Source organism: Massilia yuzhufengensis (assembly GCF_900112225.1).
Classification (GTDB): domain Bacteria; phylum Pseudomonadota; class Gammaproteobacteria; order Burkholderiales; family Burkholderiaceae_D; genus Telluria; species Telluria yuzhufengensis.
This window is the reverse complement of record NZ_FOLD01000044.1, coordinates 1-18,304: the sequence shown is the minus strand read 5'-3', so window position 1 is coordinate 18,304 and position 18,304 is coordinate 1. Positions and strand designations below refer to the sequence as shown.

Annotated in this window: 19 protein-coding genes and 1 pseudogene; 5 read left to right on the top strand and 15 right to left on the bottom strand. The window is 65.0% G+C overall.

Annotated elements, in window-relative coordinates:
* The first annotated feature begins 179 nt into the window (after nucleotides 1-179).
* Nucleotides 180-587 carry a VOC family protein gene (locus BM031_RS23440; protein WP_091877138.1) on the top strand — a complete coding sequence of 136 codons (408 nt, stop codon included), beginning with the start codon at nucleotides 180-182 and terminating at the stop codon, nucleotides 585-587.
* 145 nt (nucleotides 588-732) lie between these two features.
* Here BM031_RS23440 and BM031_RS23435 read toward each other — a convergent pair whose 3' ends face one another.
* The 6 genes from BM031_RS23435 to BM031_RS23410 all read right to left on the bottom strand — a co-directional run bounded on the left by BM031_RS23435 (nucleotide 733) and on the right by BM031_RS23410 (nucleotide 5,925).
* A complete protein-coding gene (locus BM031_RS23435) occupies nucleotides 733-1,791 on the bottom strand; it encodes an AI-2E family transporter (RefSeq protein WP_091877136.1) in 1,059 nt (352 codons plus the stop codon).
* A 57-nt stretch (nucleotides 1,792-1,848) separates the two neighbouring features.
* Complete coding sequence (locus BM031_RS23430) at nucleotides 1,849-2,439, bottom strand: SCO family protein (RefSeq protein WP_091877134.1); 591 nt, start codon at nucleotides 2,437-2,439, stop codon at nucleotides 1,849-1,851.
* Nucleotides 2,440-2,442: 3 nt separating this feature from the next.
* Complete coding sequence (gene cyoE / locus BM031_RS23425) at nucleotides 2,443-3,336, bottom strand: heme o synthase (protein WP_091877132.1); 894 nt, start codon at nucleotides 3,334-3,336, stop codon at nucleotides 2,443-2,445.
* Nucleotides 3,337-3,401: 65 nt separating this feature from the next.
* Nucleotides 3,402-4,574, bottom strand: a complete 1,173-nt coding sequence (locus BM031_RS23420; protein WP_091877130.1) for a COX15/CtaA family protein — start codon at nucleotides 4,572-4,574, stop codon at nucleotides 3,402-3,404.
* Between the two features lie 24 nt (nucleotides 4,575-4,598).
* Nucleotides 4,599-5,207 carry an SCO family protein gene (locus BM031_RS23415; protein ID WP_091877128.1) on the bottom strand — a complete coding sequence of 203 codons (609 nt, stop codon included), beginning with the start codon at nucleotides 5,205-5,207 and terminating at the stop codon, nucleotides 4,599-4,601.
* Nucleotides 5,185-5,925: an SURF1 family protein gene (locus BM031_RS23410; RefSeq protein ID WP_091877127.1), complete on the bottom strand. Its 741-nt coding sequence runs from the start codon at nucleotides 5,923-5,925 to the stop codon at nucleotides 5,185-5,187. Before BM031_RS23410 ends, BM031_RS23415 begins: the two co-directional genes overlap by 23 nt.
* A gap of 33 nt (nucleotides 5,926-5,958) precedes the next feature.
* Between BM031_RS23410 and BM031_RS23405 the strand changes: the two genes are divergently transcribed.
* The gene (locus BM031_RS23405) at nucleotides 5,959-6,159 is read left to right on the top strand and encodes a twin transmembrane helix small protein (protein ID WP_091877173.1); all 201 of its coding nucleotides are present in this window, start codon (nucleotides 5,959-5,961) and stop codon (nucleotides 6,157-6,159) included.
* 167 nt (nucleotides 6,160-6,326) lie between these two features.
* Here the strand turns inward: BM031_RS23405 and BM031_RS23400 are convergent, their stop codons facing one another.
* The 5 genes from BM031_RS23400 to coxB form a co-directional block, all read right to left on the bottom strand.
* Complete coding sequence (locus BM031_RS23400) at nucleotides 6,327-7,184, bottom strand: cytochrome c oxidase subunit 3 (RefSeq protein ID WP_091877171.1); 858 nt, start codon at nucleotides 7,182-7,184, stop codon at nucleotides 6,327-6,329.
* A gap of 128 nt (nucleotides 7,185-7,312) precedes the next feature.
* Entirely contained in the window at nucleotides 7,313-7,522 is a 210-nt protein-coding gene (locus BM031_RS23395) for a DUF2970 domain-containing protein (RefSeq protein ID WP_091877125.1), read from the bottom strand.
* Between the two features lie 6 nt (nucleotides 7,523-7,528).
* On the bottom strand, nucleotides 7,529-8,113 hold the full coding sequence (locus tag BM031_RS23390) for a cytochrome c oxidase assembly protein (protein ID WP_091877123.1): 585 nt from the start codon (nucleotides 8,111-8,113) through the stop codon (nucleotides 7,529-7,531).
* 114 nt (nucleotides 8,114-8,227) lie between these two features.
* Complete coding sequence (gene ctaD / locus BM031_RS23385; RefSeq protein WP_091877121.1) at nucleotides 8,228-9,829, bottom strand: cytochrome c oxidase subunit I; 1,602 nt, start codon at nucleotides 9,827-9,829, stop codon at nucleotides 8,228-8,230.
* 25 nt (nucleotides 9,830-9,854) lie between these two features.
* Complete coding sequence (coxB, locus tag BM031_RS23380) at nucleotides 9,855-11,042, bottom strand: cytochrome c oxidase subunit II (protein ID WP_091877169.1); 1,188 nt, start codon at nucleotides 11,040-11,042, stop codon at nucleotides 9,855-9,857.
* Between the two features lie 49 nt (nucleotides 11,043-11,091).
* On the opposite strand from coxB, the gene BM031_RS25730 reads away from it, so the two are divergent.
* Nucleotides 11,092-11,313, top strand: a complete 222-nt coding sequence (locus tag BM031_RS25730; RefSeq protein ID WP_177207882.1) for a hypothetical protein — start codon at nucleotides 11,092-11,094, stop codon at nucleotides 11,311-11,313.
* A 61-nt stretch (nucleotides 11,314-11,374) separates the two neighbouring features.
* Here the strand turns inward: BM031_RS25730 and BM031_RS23375 are convergent, their stop codons facing one another.
* Complete coding sequence (locus BM031_RS23375; protein WP_091877119.1) at nucleotides 11,375-12,265, bottom strand: methyltransferase domain-containing protein; 891 nt, start codon at nucleotides 12,263-12,265, stop codon at nucleotides 11,375-11,377.
* A 98-nt stretch (nucleotides 12,266-12,363) separates the two neighbouring features.
* Between BM031_RS23375 and BM031_RS23370 the strand changes: the two genes are divergently transcribed.
* Together BM031_RS23370 and trmL are read left to right on the top strand one after the other, a co-directional pair.
* Complete coding sequence (locus BM031_RS23370) at nucleotides 12,364-13,098, top strand: ComF family protein (protein WP_091877117.1); 735 nt, start codon at nucleotides 12,364-12,366, stop codon at nucleotides 13,096-13,098.
* A gap of 32 nt (nucleotides 13,099-13,130) precedes the next feature.
* A complete protein-coding gene (gene trmL / locus BM031_RS23365; RefSeq protein WP_091877115.1) occupies nucleotides 13,131-13,601 on the top strand; it encodes a tRNA (uridine(34)/cytosine(34)/5-carboxymethylaminomethyluridine(34)-2'-O)-methyltransferase TrmL in 471 nt (156 codons plus the stop codon).
* A 70-nt stretch (nucleotides 13,602-13,671) separates the two neighbouring features.
* Here the strand turns inward: trmL and BM031_RS23360 are convergent, their stop codons facing one another.
* The 3 genes and pseudogenes from BM031_RS23360 to BM031_RS25330 all read right to left on the bottom strand — a co-directional run.
* Nucleotides 13,672-15,792, bottom strand: coding sequence for a prolyl oligopeptidase family serine peptidase (locus BM031_RS23360; protein WP_091877113.1), 2,121 nt, complete (start codon nucleotides 15,790-15,792; stop codon nucleotides 13,672-13,674).
* 63 nt (nucleotides 15,793-15,855) lie between these two features.
* Nucleotides 15,856-17,988 carry a TonB-dependent receptor plug domain-containing protein gene (locus BM031_RS23355; protein ID WP_091877111.1) on the bottom strand — a complete coding sequence of 711 codons (2,133 nt, stop codon included), beginning with the start codon at nucleotides 17,986-17,988 and terminating at the stop codon, nucleotides 15,856-15,858.
* Between the two features lie 152 nt (nucleotides 17,989-18,140).
* Nucleotides 18,141-18,304, bottom strand: a pseudogene (locus tag BM031_RS25330) (IS1595 family transposase); the annotation flags it as partial.

The window sequence follows — 18,304 nt, the reverse complement described above, 5'->3', positions numbered from 1 at the left end:
CGTGTCCAAATGTCAGACCTGACCCCGAAGGTACGCATGCTGTTGCTGGGCCAGTGCCGGAATAACGGCTGAGCTCGTGTCCAAATGTCAGACCTGACCCCGAAGGTACGCATGTCGATTCCTGGCGCTGTCGTTCGTCGTCAACGTGCAGCCCCTCACCTTTCCAACATGGAGACATCATGCACAAGCAAATCATCCTCAACCTGCCGGTCAGGGATCTCGACAAGTCGAAAGCCTTCTTTTCCGCACTCGGCTACAGCTTCAACCCGCAATTGAGCGGCGAGCACGCGGCGATGATGACCATCACGGAAGGCAGCATCCAGGCGATGCTGACGACCGAAGCCTTCTTCACTTCGCTGATCGACAAACCACTGGTACGGGCCAAGGAGGGCAACGAAGTCGTGATCTGCCTGAGTTGCGACAGCCGCGAAGAGGTGGATACGCTGATCGCCCGGGCCGTGGCGGCGGGCGGCCGCACGCCGCATCCGCCGGAAGATCATGGCTTCATGTATGACCAGGGGTTTGAAGACCTCGACGGCCACCTGTGGAACCTGGTGTGGACGGCGCCGCCTGAGCAGGCGCTATAACAGCACTTCAGGGTCAGGTCTGACATTCAGACACGAGCTCGACGGTATAACAAAGCGCTAGGGCCTGAGGACCGGCATCAATGCTGAGGCCGTGTCCAAATGTCAGACCTGACCCCGAATGGAAGGCTTGACCCCGAATGGAAGGCTAGTTCTGGCGAATCACCCGGTCCGGCGTCCCCGTCCATTCGGTCATCAAGGAATAGCCCACGGCCAGCAGCGTCGGCCCGATGAACATCCCCACGAAGCCGAACGCGATCACGCCGCCGAGCACGCCCAGCAGCGTGAGCAGGAAAGGCAGGCTGCTGCCGCGGCTGATCAGCATGGGGCGGACGATGTTGTCGACGCCGCTGATCAGGAAGGTTCCCCATACCACCATGAAGATCGCCCAGCCGGTCTCGTGCTGCAGGAACAGCCAGAACGCCGCCCCGCCCCAGATGAGGGGCGGGCCGACCGGGATCAGCGAAGACACGAAGATCATCACCGACAGCAGCGGCACGGCCGGCACGCCAGCGATGGCAAAGCCGACTGCGGCGACGATCGCCTGGGCCAGCGCGGTGCCGAGCATGCCGTACATGACGCCGCGCACGGTCTGGCTGACGGTGGCGGAGACCGACTCGGCGCCCTCGCCCATCATGCGCGCCATCGCCACCGTGATCACTTCGAGCAGCGCCTTGCCGTCGCGGTAGAGGAAGAAGCTGACGAAGGCGGCCAGGCTGAGCTGGACGACGCCGGTGCCGAGCATCAGGCCGCCCGCCAGCAGGTAGCGGCGGGCCGGCTCCAGCATGCGCTGGGCCAGGGCGATCATCTGGTCGCGGCTGGCGACCAGCTGGCGCAGGTAGGTGTCGATGGTCTCGCCCACCAGCGGCACCTCGCGCACCCAGGCCGGCGGCATCAGTTCGCGGTGTTCGATCGCGTGGCGCACTTCGCCGAAGCCCTTGGCGACGTCGTCGGCGAGGTTGTAGGCAACCATCGCCAGCGGGATGATGATGAGCAGGGTGAGCGTGAGCGTCATGGTCAGGGCGGCCAGCGAGCGGCGGCCCTTCATGGCGCCGAGCAGGCGCAGGTACAGCGGCCAGGAGGAGATGACCACGCAGGCCGCGAAGACGATGGCGGCGAGGAAAGGCCGGAGGACGTACAGGCAGCCCAGCGTCAGCAGGACGACAATCGCGATGCGGGTGTAGTTCCTGCCGGTGCCTTGTTCCATGCTGTCCCTGTCGTGTGGTGTTTACGCCATCATAACAGCAGAGACATTAAAGACCGCTTAGAGCAGCTGGCGCAGGTCGTGGGTCAGCGGGCCCGGGCCCTGGCCGTGGCGCACGAACAGGCGCAGCTTGCCTTCGCGGTCGAACACGTAGCTGCCGGCGGTGTGGTCCACCGTGTAGTTCTTGGGGTCGTCGCCGGACGGCGCCTTGGCGTAGAACACCTTGAATTCCTTGGCCGTACGCGCGGTCGCTTCCTTGTCGCCGTACAGGCCGATAAAGCTCGGGTGGAAGGCCGGCACATAGGCAGCCAGCAGTTCGCGGGTGTCGCGTTCCGGGTCGAGAGTGACGAACAGCACCTGCACGTCCTTGGCGGACGGGCCGAGCTCTTTCAGCACGGCGGCCATCTCGGCCATCGTGGTGGGGCACACGTCCGGGCATTGGGTGTAGCCGAAGAACAGCACCACCAGCTTGCCCTTGAAGTCCTGCAGCGTGCGCGGTTTTCCAGTGTGGTCGGTCAGCGAAAAGCCCTTGGCGTAGTCGAGGCCGGTCACGTCGGTGTTGTTGAAGCTCGGTGTCTTGCTGGCCAGTTTGTCGCAGCCGGCCGCCAGCACCGCCAGCGTCACCATCAGCACGCCAAGGAGTTTTTTCATGGGTCAGAACCTGAAGTAGTGGTCAACCAGCAAGGCAGCAAACAGCAGCGACAGATAGACGATCGACCAGGTGAAGGCATTGCGCGCGGCCATGTCGCTGTAGTGGCGGTGCACGCGCCACGAGTGGCGCAGAAACATGATGTTGAGCACGACGGCGGCGGCCAGGTAGATCAGGCCGCTCATGCCGACGGCGAAGGGCAGCAAGGTGGTGGCGGCCAGGGCGATGGTGTAGAGCCAGACCTGCAGGCCGGTGTACTGCATGCCGTGCGTGATCGGCAGCATCGGCAGGCCGCTGCGGGCGTAGTCGTCGCGGCGGTACATGGCCAGCACCCAGAAGTGCGGCGGGGTCCACACGAAGATGATGAGCACCAGCAGCCAGGCCTGCATCGGCACGGCATCGGCCACCGCGGCCCAGCCGAGGGCCGGCGGCATGGCGCCCGACAGGCCGCCGATGACGATGTTCTGCGGCGTGGCCGGCTTGAGCAGCATGGTGTAGATGAAGGCGTAACCGACGAAGGTGACGAAGGTCAGCCACATGGTAAGCGGATTGACGAACGCGTACAGGATATACATGCCCAGGCCCCCGATGGCGGCCGAGAAGACGATCGTCTGGGTGTTGGTGAGCTCGCCCATCGCGGTGGCGCGGCGGGCGGTGCGCGCCATGCGCGCGTCGATCTTCGCCTCCACCAGGCAGTTCACCGCGAAGGCGGCGCCGGCCAGCAGCCAGATGCCGGCGGTACCGGCGACCAGCACCTGCCAGCCCGGGAACCCGTCGGTGGCGAGGAACATCCCGATGACGGCGCAGAACACGGCCAGCTGCGTCACGCGCGGCTTGGTCAGGGCCCAGTACTGGGCAACGCGGTTCGGGGATTTGTGGAGGGCTGTCTGGGTCGTCATCAATGGGGTGCTGGTGCTTGCAGGCGCGGGCGCTGGCGCGGCGGCCGCGCTGTTCGCTGCGCAGTTCACGTCGTGCCGTTCACTTCAATCTGGTACTTCACCCGGTAGTTTAACATGGTCACCAGCAGTACCAGCAGGGCGGCCCCGGCGTTATGCATTACGGCAATCGCCAGCGGGAAGTCCAGGTACACGGTCGCGATACCGGTCAGCAGTTGCAGCAACAATACCAGGGCCAGCCAGCGCGCGTGCCGGGCCAGGTAGGCATGGCGCCATGCGCGCCACACCAGCAGGCCGAGCACGGCGACGACGACGATGGCGAAGTTGCGGTGCACCCAGTGGATCGCCACCAGCGCCGAGAACGGCAGGTAGTGGCCCGCCGCCGTCTTGCCCAGTTCGCGCCATAAGTGGAAGCCGTGCTCGAAGTCCATCGGCGGCACCACGTAGCCGTCGCACAGCGGGAATTCGTCGCAGGCCAGGGTGGCGTAGTTGGTGCTCACCCACCCGCCCAGCGCGATCTGCACCGTGACGACCACGGCGGCCAGCAGCGCGAGCATGCGGATGCCGCGCAGTGCGGCGTTCGTGCCCGCTTTGCTGCCCTCGCCGGCCGCGCTGCCCTGCCCGTTCACAGCGGCCTGCACATTACCGGATGGCGCCGGCGGATGCATCAGGTAGTCTTCGCGCCCGCCCAGCCAGGCCAGCATGGCGAGCAGGCCCATGCCCAGCAGCAGGTGGATGGTCACGATGGCCGGCTGCAGCTTGAGGGTGACGGTCCAGGCGCCGAAGGCGCCCTGGATGCAGACGAACACGAACAGCGCCAGCGGGATGCCCGGCTTGAAGGCCTGCATATGCGTCTTGCGCCATTGCCGGATGGAGGTGAACAGCAGCGCCATGATGATCACGCCGATGCCCATCGCCAGGTAGCGGTGGATCATCTCGATCCAGGCCTTGGCCACCGTTACCGGGCCGGTCGGCATGAGCGCTTCGGCCGCCGCAATCTGCTCGTGCGCCAGGAAGGGGTTGGCCATGCCGTAGCAGCCCGGCCAGTCCGGGCAGCCCAGGCCGGAATCGGTCAGGCGCGTAAAACCGCCGAACACGATCAGGTCGAAGGTCAGGAACACGGCAACCCAGACCAGCTTGCGGAATTTGTTGGCGTCGGCCGACATCCACACCATCGACAGCGGCAGGATCGCCACCAGCACGCCCATCAGGGCCAGTTGCAGCAGGGAAGAAGCTTGCATTGTTTTCCAATCGCCGGTTGGCGCTTAGCCGATGGCCGAGGCCTTGAGCAGCTTGGCGATGTCCTTGTAGACCTTGCGCGGATCCGGATCGACCGGGAAGCGCATCATCAGGTTGCCCAGCGGATCGATCAGGTAGATGTGGTCGGACGGCGCCGTGCCGCTTTCCGCCGGCAGCCATGTGCCGACGGTCTCGTTCGGTGCACGCAGCAGGTGCATGCCGTCGTACTGGCGGATGGTCATGGTGTCGAGTGGCTTGTCGTCGGTCACGAGCCAGACCCGTTCCACGCGGTCCATGTTCTTGCCCTGCATCAGGCGCCACTGGCGCATCGCGAACAGCTGCTTCTGGCAGGCTTCGGGGCATTCGCCGCCGCCCACTTTCAGCATCACCCACTTGCCCGCGTACTGCTCCAGCTTTTCCGGCCTGCCGTCGAGTGTGGTGCTGGCCATGGCCGGGATCGGGCGGGTGCGCGGGTCGATCAGGGTGCCGTAGTTGGTGCGGCCGGTGGGCTTGATGACGTAATAGGTGAGGTAGGACAGGATCAGTGGCGCCGCGCATACCATCAGCACGGCGAACAGCTTCCAGCGGCCGGTGCGGCGGGCTGAATGTGGATCAGTTGCTTTTGCTTGGACCATGTTTTCTTGAACCACTGCGGAACCCTGTTATCACAAAAAATAAGATGGCCATGGCCGCCAGCGCGTACCACTGGAAGGCATAGCCGCGATGCTTGTCGATCCCGCTCGACGGCGAAGGCCAGACCCGCAGCAGGGCCGAGCCCGGCACTTCCGGCCCGGTCTGCTGCACGAAGAAGGGCTGCAGCGCCAGCCCAGTCGCCTTGCCTGCCGCGGCCGGGTCGATGTTCTGGACGATGGCGTTCGGCGCCAGCGCCGCGGCCTCGCCCAGGTCCATCACGTGCCCGGCGCTGGCGGCGACCGTGCCTTCGATGGTCACGGTGCCGGACGGCGTGGCGAAGGCCGGCAGCTTGCCGTATTCGGCCTGGCGCGGCAGCCAGCCGCGCAGCACCAGCACGTGCGTGTTCGAGCCCGCTATTCTAAACGGCATCATGAGGACATAACCGGGACGGCCCGCCATCGGGCGGTTGGCGAGGAACAGCGGCCAGCCGGCGACGAATTCACCGGTGACGGTGACGCGGCGGTATTCGAGTGCGCCGGCGGGGGTGATGGCGGGACCGAGCGCGACGGGCGGCTCGGCCGCGCGGGCGGTGAGTTGTTCCTGCACGGCCTGCTTGTGGGCCGCCCTGCCCTGCTGCCAGTTACCAAGGGCAATGCCCAACAGGGCAAGAGCAAGCGCGGCAATGAAGGGGATGGGGCGAAAATGGAAAGCGAACCGCATTACAATGATGCCTTCACCTTTCCCGGGCCGACCATGAAACTGTTTGTTGCCATCGCCTTCATCCTGATCCTTGCCAGCCTCGGGTCCGCCCTGTTCTTCCTGATGCGCGACAAGGGCCAGAGCAACCGCACCGTGCATGCGCTGGCGATGCGTGTGGGCTTGTCGATTACCTTGTTCCTGTGCCTGCTCGCTGCCTACAAGATGGGGTGGATTGCGCCGACCGGCATCCGTTGAATCGCGCCATCCAGAACGCCACATCAAACGTAGGGTGGGCGGGTTCTCCACCCACGCGTTCAAAGTACGTCGAAGGACTCGGGTCGCGATTGTTCCCTGTCAGTTGAACGCGTGGGCGGGAGACCCGCCCACCCTACATGGCCGGCGATCCGCCAGCCACTGATTCCTTACAGCCAGTACACCACCACGTACAGCCCCAGCCACACCACGTCGACGAAGTGCCAGTACCAGGCCGCGCCTTCGAAGCCGAAGTGGTGATCCGCCGTGAAGTGGCCCTTGAGCACACGGTACAGAATCACCGACAGCATGATCGCGCCCAGGGTCACGTGGAAGCCGTGGAAGCCGGTGAGCATGAAGAAGGTCGAACCGTAGATGCCCGAGGTCATCTTCAGGTTCAGTTCCTGGTAGGCGTGGATGTACTCATACACCTGGAAGCCCATGAAGACGGCGCCCAGCAAGATGGTGGCCGCCAGCCAGATCGCGGTCTTGGTGCGGTGGCCTTCGCGCAGCGCGTGGTGCGAGATGGTCAGCGTCACGCCCGACAGCAGCAGCAGCGCGGTGTTGATGGTCGGGATCGGGAACGGGCCCATGGTCTGGAAGCTGTCGGTGACGCCGGCCGGGCCGCCATTGCCCCAGGTCGGTGCGTAGTCAGGCCAGATGAACTTGTGGTCCAGGTCCGACAGCCACGGCATGGAGATGGCGCGGGCGTAGAACAGCGCACCGAAGAAGGCGGCGAAGAACATCACTTCCGAGAAAATGAACCAGCTCATGGACCAGCGGTAGGACAGGTCGATGTTGCGGCCGTACATGCCCGATTCGGATTCGCCGATGGCGTCGCCGAACCAGAAGTACAGCACCAGCAGCATCGCGGCGATGCCGGCCAGGCACACGACCGGGCCCCAGGACACGCTGTTGACCCAGGCGGATGCGCCCAGCATGGTCACCAGCATGGAAATGCCGGCGGCCATCGGCCACTTGGAAGGGCCTGGCACGAAATAATGTGGCACGGTATGTGGCGAACTCATCTTCATCTCCTCAAGCTGATTCTTTGAATTTTCGGTAACTCTGAATCGCGAAACTTGGGTCCCCGCCTGCGCGGGGACGACGTTGTTATATTTTTCGATGCCGCTAGCTGCGACGACTTCGTTATGTCTTACTGCGCTACTGCAAACCGCACTGCCAGGATAATCAGCCCGATAAAAATCGCCGCCCCGATCAAGCCGGCGATGATCACATGCACCGGGTTCAGGTTGGCCGCATCCTGCTCGTAATCGCTGCGCTTGCGCACGCCGAAGAACGACCAGAATACCGCTTTCATCGTGGCCAGGAAGCTGGCCTTGCGCTGGTGCGGTTTCTCGTTCATGTCAACTTACTTCACGACCGCGCCGGTGGCAGGCGCCGCGGCGGCCTTGATCGCGCCGCCGATCTCGAAGAAGGTGTACGACAGCGTGATGTTCTTCACCTCGCGCGGCAACGCCGGATCGATGAAGAACACCACCGGCATCTGGCGCGCCTCGTTGGCCTGCAGCGTCTGCTCCTGGAAACAGAAACACTCCACTTTCTTGAAGTGCGGCGTCACGACCTGCGGCGCGTAGCTCGGGATCGCCTGCGCCTTGACCGCCCTGCCCTGGGTGTTGACCACCTCGTAGGTCACGGTGGCCAGTTCGCCCGGGTGCACCTCGATGCTGCGGGTGGTCGGGCGGAAGCGCCATGGCCCCTGCGAATTGCCGTCCAGCTCGACGACGATGGTGCGTGTCTTGTCGATCTGGGAGTTCACCGGCGCCGCCACGAACTCGCCCTTCTGCGTGATCACATTAATGCCGAGCACCTCGCAGATCTGGCGGTACACCGGCACCAGCGCGTAGCCGAAGCCGAACATCATGATCGCCACCACCACCAGTTTTCCCAGCGTGGAGCGGTTCAGGCGCCGAATGCGGCTGCTGATGGTGGCCATGTCAGTTCCTGATCAGGAACTTGACGATCACGCTGGCGAAGAAGAACAGCGCGATCGCGCCCAGCACCAGGGCGGTCTTCAGGTTGCTCTTCTTGCGCTCTTGGGTGCCCATGATTATTTCACCAGTGGCGGGGTTTCGAAGGTGTGGAACGGCGCCGGGCTCGGCACGGTCCACTCGAGGCCTTCCGCGCCTTCCCATGGCTTGGCTTCCGCCTTCTTGCCGCCGCGGATATTCGGCAGCACCACCGCGAACAGGAAGTAGACCTGCGACAGGCCGAAGCCGAAGGCGCCGATCGACACGATCATGTTGAAGTCGGTGAACTGGGTGGCGTAGTCCGCATAGCGGCGCGGCATGCCGGCCAGGCCCAGGAAGTGCATCGGGAAGAAGGTGACGTTGAACGTAATCAAGGACAGCCAGAAATGGATCTTGCCGCGCATTTCGTTGTACATGTAGCCGGTCCACTTCGGCGCCCAGTAGTAGTAGCCGGCGAACAGCGCGAACAGCGAACCGGCCACCAGCACGTAGTGGAAGTGCGCCACCACGTAATAGGTGTCATGCACGATGATGTCGATCGGGGTCACTGCCAGGATCAGGCCGGTGAAGCCGCCCATGGTGAACACGAAGATGAAGCCGACCGCGAACAGCATCGGGGTTTCAAACGTCATCGAGCCCTTCCACATGGTGGCGACCCAGTTGAACACCTTCACGCCGGTCGGCACGGAGATGAGCATGGTGGCGTACATGAAGAACAGCTGCGAGGTCACCGGCATGCCGGTGGTGAACATGTGGTGGGCCCAGACGATGAAGGACAGGATCGCGATCGAGGCCGTTGCGTAGACCATCGAGGCGTAGCCGAACAGCGGCTTGCGGGCAAACGCCGGGATGATCTGCGAGACGATGCCGAAAGCCGGCAAGATCATGATGTAGACCTCGGGGTGGCCGAAGAACCAGAAGATGTGCTGGTACATCACCGGGTCGCCGCCGCCGGCCGCGTTGAAGAACGAGGTGCCGAAGTGGCGGTCGGTCAGGGTCATGGTGATGGCGCCAGCCAGCACCGGCATCACGGCGATCAGCAGGAAGGCGGTGATCAGCCAGGTCCAGCAGAACATCGGCATCTTCATCAGGGTCATGCCGGGCGCGCGCATGTTCAGGATGGTGACGATGATGTTAATCGAGCCCATGATCGACGACGCGCCCATGATGTGCATCGCGAAAATCGCCATGTCCATGCCGGGGCCCATCTGGGTCGACAGCGGTGCGTACAGGGTCCAGCCGGCGGCGGTGGCGCCGCCCGGCGAGAAGAAGGAACCTGCCAGCAGGATCGCCGCCGGCGGCAGCAGCCAGAACGAGAAGTTGTTCATGCGGGCGAAGGCCATGTCCGACGCGCCCACCTGTAGCGGGATCATCCAGTTTGCGAAGCCGACGAAGGCCGGCATGATCGCGCCGAACACCATCACCAGCCCGTGCATGGTGGTGAGCTGGTTGAAGAATTCAGGACGGAAGAACTGCAGGCCCGGCTGGTACAGCTCGGTGCGGATCATCAGCGCCAGCACGCCGCCCGAGAGCAGCATGATGAACGAGAACCACAGGTACAGGGTACCGATGTCCTTGTGGTTGGTGGCGAACAGCCAGCGGCGGTAGCCGTGCGGGTGGTCGTGTGCGTGGTCGTGGCCGTGGTGATCGTCGTGTGCGTGATCGATGGTGCTGGTAGTCATGTCGATATCCCTGGAACGCTATGCATTACTTGCTACGTGCAGCCAGCACTTCGGCCGGTTGTACGATATTTTCCGCAGCCTTGTTCGACCAGCTGTTGCGGGTATAGGTGATCACGGCGGCGATCTCGGTGTCCGACAGCTGCTTCCAGCCCGGCATCGCCGAGGCGTAGGCCGGGGTGTCCTGGCCATTGAGCAGCACGTCGATCTGGTGCGCCTTGGCGCCGTTCACAACCGGCGAGCCATCCAGTGGGGCGAAGGCGTTCGGCACGCCCTTGCCGTTGGCCTGGTGGCAGGCCACGCAGTTGGCGGTGTAGACCTGCTCGCCCTTGGTTTTCAGTTCGTCGATGGTCCAGACCTTGGTCGGGTCATCGGCCAGCGCAGCCATTTCCTTCTTCTTGGTATTGACCCAGGCCGTGTAGTCCTCGTTCGAGACGACGCGCACCACGATCGGCATGAAGGCATGGTCCTTGCCGCACAGCTCGACGCAGTTGCCGCGGTAGGTGCCGATTTTTTCGGCAGTAAACCAGCCGTCGCGCACGAAGCCGGGAATCGCATCCTGCTTGATGGCAAAGGCGGGAATGGTCCAGGCGTGGATCACGTCGTTGGCGGTGAACACCATGCGGATCTTCTTGCCGACCGGGACCACCATTTCATTGTCCACTTCCAGCAGGTAGTTCTCGCCGCGCTTTTCAGTGGCCGGCTCGCCCGGCAGGCCGATCTGGGCGCGCGGAGTCGACAGGTTCGACAGGAAGGCAATGCCCTCGCCCTCGCCCTTCAGGTAGTCGTAGCCCCACTTCCACTGCATGCCGGTGGCCTTGATGGTGATGTCGGCGTTGGAGGTGTCTTTCAGGGCGACCACCGATTTGGTGGCCGGCAGGGCCATGCCGATGACGATCAGGAACGGGACGATGGTCCAGGCGATCTCGACGGCGGTGGATTCGTGGAAGGTGGCTGGCTTGTGGCCGAGCGACTTGCGGTGCTTGAAGACCGAATAGAACATCACGCCGAACACGGCGACGAAGATCACCAGGCAGATGATCATCATCCAGTTATGCAGGCTGTAGATGTCGGCGCCGAGGCCGTTCACGGGGAGCTGCATGTTCAACTGGTGTTCCAGCGGCCGGCCGGTCGTTTCCTGAGCCGCCCATGCAGGGATGCTGGCCGTTGCTGCGAGGCCGAACATCAAGGCCCCAAGTCGCGTTGCGTATGTCATGTTGTCCCCAACCACCCAAAATAAAATATTTTTAACGGTCGACAATTCCATGAACGAACTGCCGCCGCTCCGAAACATGTTTCGCAGAAAAGCTTCCAAGCTACCGCGAAATGCGCTGCGGAAACGGTGGGAAACCTGCACGCCGGCTGCCGGTAGCGTCGTGCTACCTGCTGCCGGCGGCTCTGCTAATGCTGCAATTCATTCTACTTTTGTCCAGATCTGCTGCTTTTTTCAGCGCTTTACTCGTCCATACGACAAAAATAGCCACTGATTATAATCAAATCAGTAATTTTTATTCAAGGAAAATCGCCCCGTGTTGTTGCCAGCGGTAATTAGGGCTTGCGCGGCTGGAAACGCACGATGGATTCCCCGGCGGCCGTGGTCCTGGGAGCAGGCAAGAACGCGTGCCCGTAGATGACCTCGAAGCTCAATCCCAGCTTGCCATCCGGGCGGCGCTGGGCCTCGAACGCCTCTACCATGCGCTGCCATGCCGCACGCCCGACCAGGCCGCGCCGGCGGGTGTCGAGCGGGTTACCCCCCAGTGCGCGTACGTCGGCCAACAGGGCGTGTACGGTATCGTACGTGACCGTAATGCGCTCCATATCCATGACTGGCGTGGAGAAGCCGGCCTCCACCAGCTGGTCGCCGAAGTCGTGCATATCGACGAAAGGCAGGGTATGCGGCGTGTCGTCCATGGCGGCAAAGGCCGTGCGCAGCTCGATGAAGGTATCCGGGCCGAAATTTGAGAACATCAATAAACCGTCCACCCGCAGCGCGCGGCGCCATTCGGCGAACACCCGGTCCGGCTGGGGATGCCAGTGCAGCGCCAGGTTCGACCACAGCAGGTCGAGCGAGTTCGCGCCGAACGGCAGGCTGCCGAAATCGCCGCAGACGATGTCGACGCCAGCCTTGGCCGGCAGCAAACGGCTGAGCATCTGGTTCAGCGAGCGCGTGGCCGGGGCCGGCGCTTTCTCGCTGGCCGCCATGGCGGGCGCGGCGTCGATGCCCAGGATCTGGGCGGCCGGATAGGTTTTTTGCAGCAAGGCGAGGTCGGCGCCTGCACCGCAGCCGGCGTCGAGCACCTGCTTGGGGGCGATTTTCACCAGCTGCAGGCGCTCATGCATGCGCAGCGCAATTTCTCGGCGCAGGAAATCGGAGGGAGCGATGCTGCCGGGATCGGCGAACAGGGTGCGGACGCGGGCCAGGTCGATCGGCGCGCTCATCCGCGAACTGGATTGCGGGGGTTGCGGGGAAGCCATGGTGGTGGAGCGGACAAATGAGATAATGGCGGGAGTGTACATGGTTGCGCGGATCAGAGCCGATGACCCTGCTTTCCCGTTTGTCGCGATGGCCGGGCGCCCTGCTCGGCGCCCTCCTCCCGTCCAGCTGCGTGCTGTGCGGCGCGACCGGCGATGAACCGGTGTGCGCGGCCTGCTCGCTGGCCTATGCGGGCGACGCCCACGCACGCTGCCCCTGCTGCGCCAACCCGGTTGGGGCGAGCGACGCGGGACGGCGCTGCGGCGCCTGCGTGGCCGATCCGCCCGCCTATGACGCCACGCTGGCCGCCTGCGACTATGCGGTCCCGGTCGACCAGCTGGTGCTGCAACTGAAATTCAGCGCCCGGCTCGCACTGGCGCCGTGGATGGCGCGCCGCCTGCATGCTGCGGCGCTGGCGCGCCAGGGCCTGGTGTTGCCCGACGTGCTGTGCCCGGTACCCCTGGGGCCGCGCAGGCTGGCCGAGCGCGGCTACAACCAGGCGCTCGAAGTGGCCAGGCCGCTGGCGGCTTCGCTGGGCGTCATGCTGGCGCCGCGGCTGGTCGAGCGACTGGTGGAAACCCGGGCCCAGTCCGGCGTCGCGCCGAACGAGCGGCTGCGCAACGTGCGCGGCGCCTTTGCCGTGGCGCAGGGCCAGGCCGCGCTGCTGGGGCGGCACGTGGGCGTGGTCGACGATGTCATGACCAGCGGCCACACGCTCGATGAACTGGCCGGCGTGCTCAAGCGTGCCGGCGCGGCGCGGGTGACGAACTTCGTGTTCGCCCGCACGCCGCCCCACTGAATGCCACTCACTATATAAGTCAGGAGAACAGCTTGTTCCACGTCGTACTGGTCGAACCAGAAATCCCGCCGAACACCGGCAACGTCATCCGCCTGTGCGCCAACACCGGCGTGCAGCTGCACCTGGTCGAGCCGCTCGGCTTCCCGCTCGACGACGCCAAGATGCGCCGCGCGGGGCTGGACTACCACGACTACGCCACCATGAAGGTGCACAAGGACTGGGAAGCATTCATGCTCGACACCAAACCGGATCCGGCGTGCATGTTCGCGCTGACGACACATGGGTCGTCGCCGTTTGCGGACGCGCAGTTTCGTCCCGGGGACGTGTTCGTGTTTGGGGCGGAGTCGCGTGGGCTGGACCCGGCGCTGCGCAACAGCTTCCCGCCCGCCCAGCGCATCCGCCTGCCGATGCTGCCGGATAACCGCAGCCTCAACCTGTCGAACACCGTGGCGGTGGTGGTGTATGAGGCGTGGCGCCAGAATGGCTATGCGGGCGGGACCTGATTCTCACAACCCGACCGCGCGTCGATTCATGGGTGAATTGGACGCGCGGTCGGCGGAGCCGACCACCCTACTACTTTGGTTTGGTCTGTGACAGGATGAAGGCGTAGGTATCGGCCGCTTCCATATCCTGCTGCGCGCGGGTCGAGCCCATGCCGTGGCCGGCGTCGAAATCGACGCGCAGCAGCACCGGCTTGCCGCTGGCCGTTGCCGCCTGCAGGCGCGCCGCCATCTTGGCCGGGTGGAAGGGCGCTACGCGCGGGTCGGTGACGCCGGTGGTGAGCAACACCGCCGGATACTTGCCGCCATCCTTCACCGCCTGGTAGCTGTCGATGCTCTTCAAGGCCTTGTAGCCGGCCTGGTCGCGGATCGCGCCCCACTCCGGCTCTTCCGCGAAGCTGTTCTGTTCCGCCACGTAGCGCAGCGGGTTGTGCCAGCCCACGCCCGAGACCACGGCGGCGAACAGGTCGGGACGCTCGGCCAGCGCCATGCCGGTCGGGATGCCGCCCGCAGAACGCCCGCCGATGGCGGTATGCGCCGGCGACGTGTAGCCGTTGGCGTTCAGGTCTTCGCACACGGCGATCAGGTCGCGCCAGGTATTCGGTTTCTTTTCCAGCTGGCCGGCGCGGTGCCAGTCGCGCCCGTACTCGCCCCCGCCGCGCACATTGGCGAAGCCGACGATGGCGCCCTGGTCGATCAGGGCCAGCAGGCGGCCCGCGAAGGCCGGCGTGTAGGCGGCCGCACCATAGCTGCCGTAGGCCGAGATGAAGACCGGGTTCTTGCCGTCCTTTTTCATGCCTTTCTTATAGATCAGGCTATACGGAATCTTGGTGCCGTCCTTGGCGCTGGCGAAGCGGCGCTCGGTGGCGTAGGCGCTGACGTCGATCGCCGGTTTCGGCGTGATGCCGGTATCGGCCACCTTGCCGTCGGCGCCGATGCTCCAGATCCCGGTGGGCGTGAGCCAGCCGGAGAGGAGCATCAGCGCGCCCGGCGCATCCGGATCGGCGGCCAGGGTCGGCACCGTGCCGTCGAACGGCAGGGCGATGCTGGCCAGCTTGCCCTGGGCATCCAGGCGCAGGACCTTGCCGATGCCGCCGTCCATGGCGCGCAGGTAGAGGCCATCCTTCGCGCGGGTCAGGTCTTGCAGCACCAGGGCGGATTCGGCCACCACTTCGCGCGCGTTGCGCACCGACGGCGACTGCGCGTTAACCTTCAGCACGCGGCCGCGCGGGTGGCCCTTGTAGGACAGCAGGTAGAGTTCGTCGCCATGCAGGTCGGCGTAGGTGACTTCGTCGGCGAAGTCGGATACCTGCGTCCAGCGTGCGCGGCCCTTGAGCACATCTTGCAGCGGCGCGATCAGGAAGCGCTTTTCCTGGCGCACGTCGGTCAGCATCAGCAGCGCGTGGCGCGAGCGCGGCGTGGCGAAAATCAGCGGCATCTGGATGCTGTCGTACTTCACGGCGCGGTCATGGCCGCGCGCCATCAGCACCAGGTCCTTGGACGGCTCGTCGCCCAGGCGGTGGAAGCGCGCGCGCGAATCGAGGAAGCGTTCCGGCGTGTTCACCCGGCCGGTAAGCTGGTTGTAGAAGAAGCCGGAGCTGTCTTCCAGCCAGCTCGGGCTGGCGCTCTGGGTGTTGGCGATGCGCTCGGGCAGGATGGCGCCGCTGGCGACGTCCATCACCTGCAGCACCGAATCCTCGCTGCCGTCCTTCGACAGGCCGTACACCAGCTTGCTGCCGTCCGGCGAGGCGCTCCACCAGTCCAGCGAATAGTGGCTGCTTGCGGTATCGAGGGTGGTCGGGTCGACCAGCAGGCGGCTTTGCCCCTTCTCTTGCACGAACAGCTTGAAGTTATTGGTGCCGGCCGGGCGCTGCTGGTAGAAAGTGCGGGCGCCGGCGCGCTGGATCGCGGCCGGCGAGGTGATGTCGCCGGTGAGCTGCTGGATGCGCGCCAGCAGTTCGCTGCGCAGCGGCAGCGCGTCGAGCACCGTGCGGGTATAGGCGTTCTGGTTCTTCAGGAAGGGCAGCCACTCCGGGTCCTTGTCGTTTTCCATCCAGCGGTAGCGGTCCACCACCTTCTCGCCGAAATGGGTGTCGGTCACCGGCTGCACCCGCGCGACCGGCGGGCCGGCCAGCGCGGCGGTGGCGGCAAGCGCCAGCACGGCGCCGCTCAAAAAACGACCAAGTACGACCATGGGATCTCCTCGTTATAAGTATCTGGCAAGTTTGCCACGATTTACGGGGGCTGTGATCACCAATTATTTCACCTGGAATTGATGCTCGTACTGCAGGCGCCAGGTCCGGTAACTGCTTCCCACCGTGGCGCTTTGCTGCACGCCGCGCTCGTCGGCATAGCGCGAGGCCCCCAGCCGGCTTGGTGCCAGCAGGTTGCTGGCCGTGAAGCGCAGCTGGCGCAGGGGACTGAACTTATAGAGCGCGAAGGCGTCCAGGTCGCGCGTCGAGCCGCCGTAGGCCGACTGGAAGATGGACGTGCGGGTCCAGCCGCCCGAGACGAAGCTGAAGCTGGCGCCGGCGGCAATCGTCGGGCCACCGTAGTCGGCGCCCAGGTTGGCCGACCAGCGCGGCTGGCGGTCGAGCCGGTTGCCGGGACCGGGCACCGCGTCCACGCGCGACCAGTTGCGGCTGACATTGGCGCGCAGCTCGACCGGCAGCGTGCTGCCCAGGGTCTTCATCGGCAGCTTGGCCTCGAACGCCAGGCTGTCCACCCGCGCCCTGCCCTGGTTGACCGGCGCCGACACCCAGCGCAGGCCGTCGAAGCGCACCGTGCTGCGGATGAAGTCTCGGATCGCGCGGGTGCTGGCACTCACTGACACCAGGCCGCCGGCCGTGAAGTAATGCTCGTAGGCGGCGTCGATGCCGGTCGCCAGTTCCGGGCGCAGGCGCGGGTTGCCCATGTAGTCGGGCGAGACCTCGGAATTGAAGGTGGTGTAGAAGTAGTTCGGGATCAGGCGCGAGATCGGCGGCGCGCGGTAGGTGCGGCTCAGGGCCAGGCGCAGCTGGTCCTGCTGCGCACCCGGGATCTTCCACAGCGTCTGCGCGAGCGGGCTGAAGACCTGGTAACGGGCGCGGGTGGGCGCGAAGCCGTCGCCTGTCGTGTGCATGCGCATGCCTTCCCAGCGCGCGCCCAGGTAGACCGACCAGCCCGGGCGCAGGTCCCATTCGTCCTGGGCGTAGGCGGCCACGCGGTCGATGGTGGCGTCGAAACCGTTGTCGAAATTGATCGGTAGGTTGCCGGCCAGGGCGCGCTCGGTGCGCAGGTCGCGCTGCTCGTAGCGGCTGCGGCCCACGTCCCAGCCGAAGGCGAAGGCATGGCCCTCGATCAGCGGCACCAGGTATTTGCCGGTGCTGGTCACGCCCTTGTCGTGGATATCGCCGGCGTCGAATGCGTCCAGCACGAGCCGGTCGGCGCGGTAGGCCTGGCGCGCGATATTGCGCGTATTGTGCGATGCCGACAGCGCGAGCTTCGCTTCCAGCCTGGCCCCGCCCTCCAGCCGCCTGGCCAGCGCGACATCGCTGCGCAGGCTGGTCGCGTCGCCGGCCAGTGCAGCAGGCAAATACGGATAGGGATAGGCCGGCCCGGCCAGGGTGGTGGTGCGGTTGTCTTCGCTGCCGTCGAAGCTGCCCCTGTTGAAGAAAGCCTGCCAGGTCAGGCTGTCGCCGGCCCGCGGCGTCCAGCCCAGGCGCGCATTGGCGTTGATGCTGGTGAAGAGCTGCCGATACTGCGTGCGGGTTTCGCGCAGCTCGTCCAGCCTGCCATCCGGCAGGGTGGACGACTCGCGATCGACCAGCCAGGACGGGCGCTCGCTGCGCGCGACGCTGGCGCCCAGGGTGTGGCTCAGGTCACCGCGCTTGCCGGAACGGCCGACCGTGATCCCGGGCGAGCGGCTGCCGGCGCCGCCGCCGTAACCGAGCTTGAGTTCTCCCGAATCCTTGTTCACCGTCTTGCGCAGGATGATGTTGATGGTGCCGGCGATCGACTGCGTGCTGTATTCGGCCGTCGCGGCCCGGACCACCTCGATCTTCTCGATCGCCTCCGGCGCCAGCGCTTCCAGCGAGAAGCCGGCCGGGGCGCGCTCGCCATCGACCAGCAGCTGCGTGTAGCCGCCGCCCAGCCCGCGCATGCGCACGCCGCCATCGCTCACCGTCACGCCGGGCAGGCGCTTCATTGCGTCCAGCGCCGAGCGGTCGCCGTACTTCACCAGTTCTTCATGCGTGACGACCACCCGGCTGGCGGTGTCGTTCTTGCGCAGGGTGTCGGCATTGGCCTTTACTTCAACCACTGCAGGCGGCGGGTCGGCGGGCGTGGGCGCTTCCTGTCCGGTGGCGGCGCTGGAGAGGACGGCAAGGACTGCGGCAAGGGTTTTGTTCATGGTGGTCCGACTCCAATTTTGTCTAGACACATATGTCTAGACATCGATGCCAATCTTGCTTGGACCTGCGTAATTAGTCAAGTGTGGATCATCCGATGAATGTAGAAAATGCGTTCTGGATAAAGAAGATGCGGCCCAAAAAAAAGGCGCTATCACCCTTTGCTATGGATGGGTTTGATTGCCAGGCGCAGCAATCCCTCGGCAGACGTGACGCGCCGGCCATCGAGCGCCCTGCGCCAGCCCAGGTAGTTCGTCAGGTAGCGGGACGCGACGCCGTGGAAGCGCGCCAGCCAGTCGCGCAGGCGGCGGTGATAGG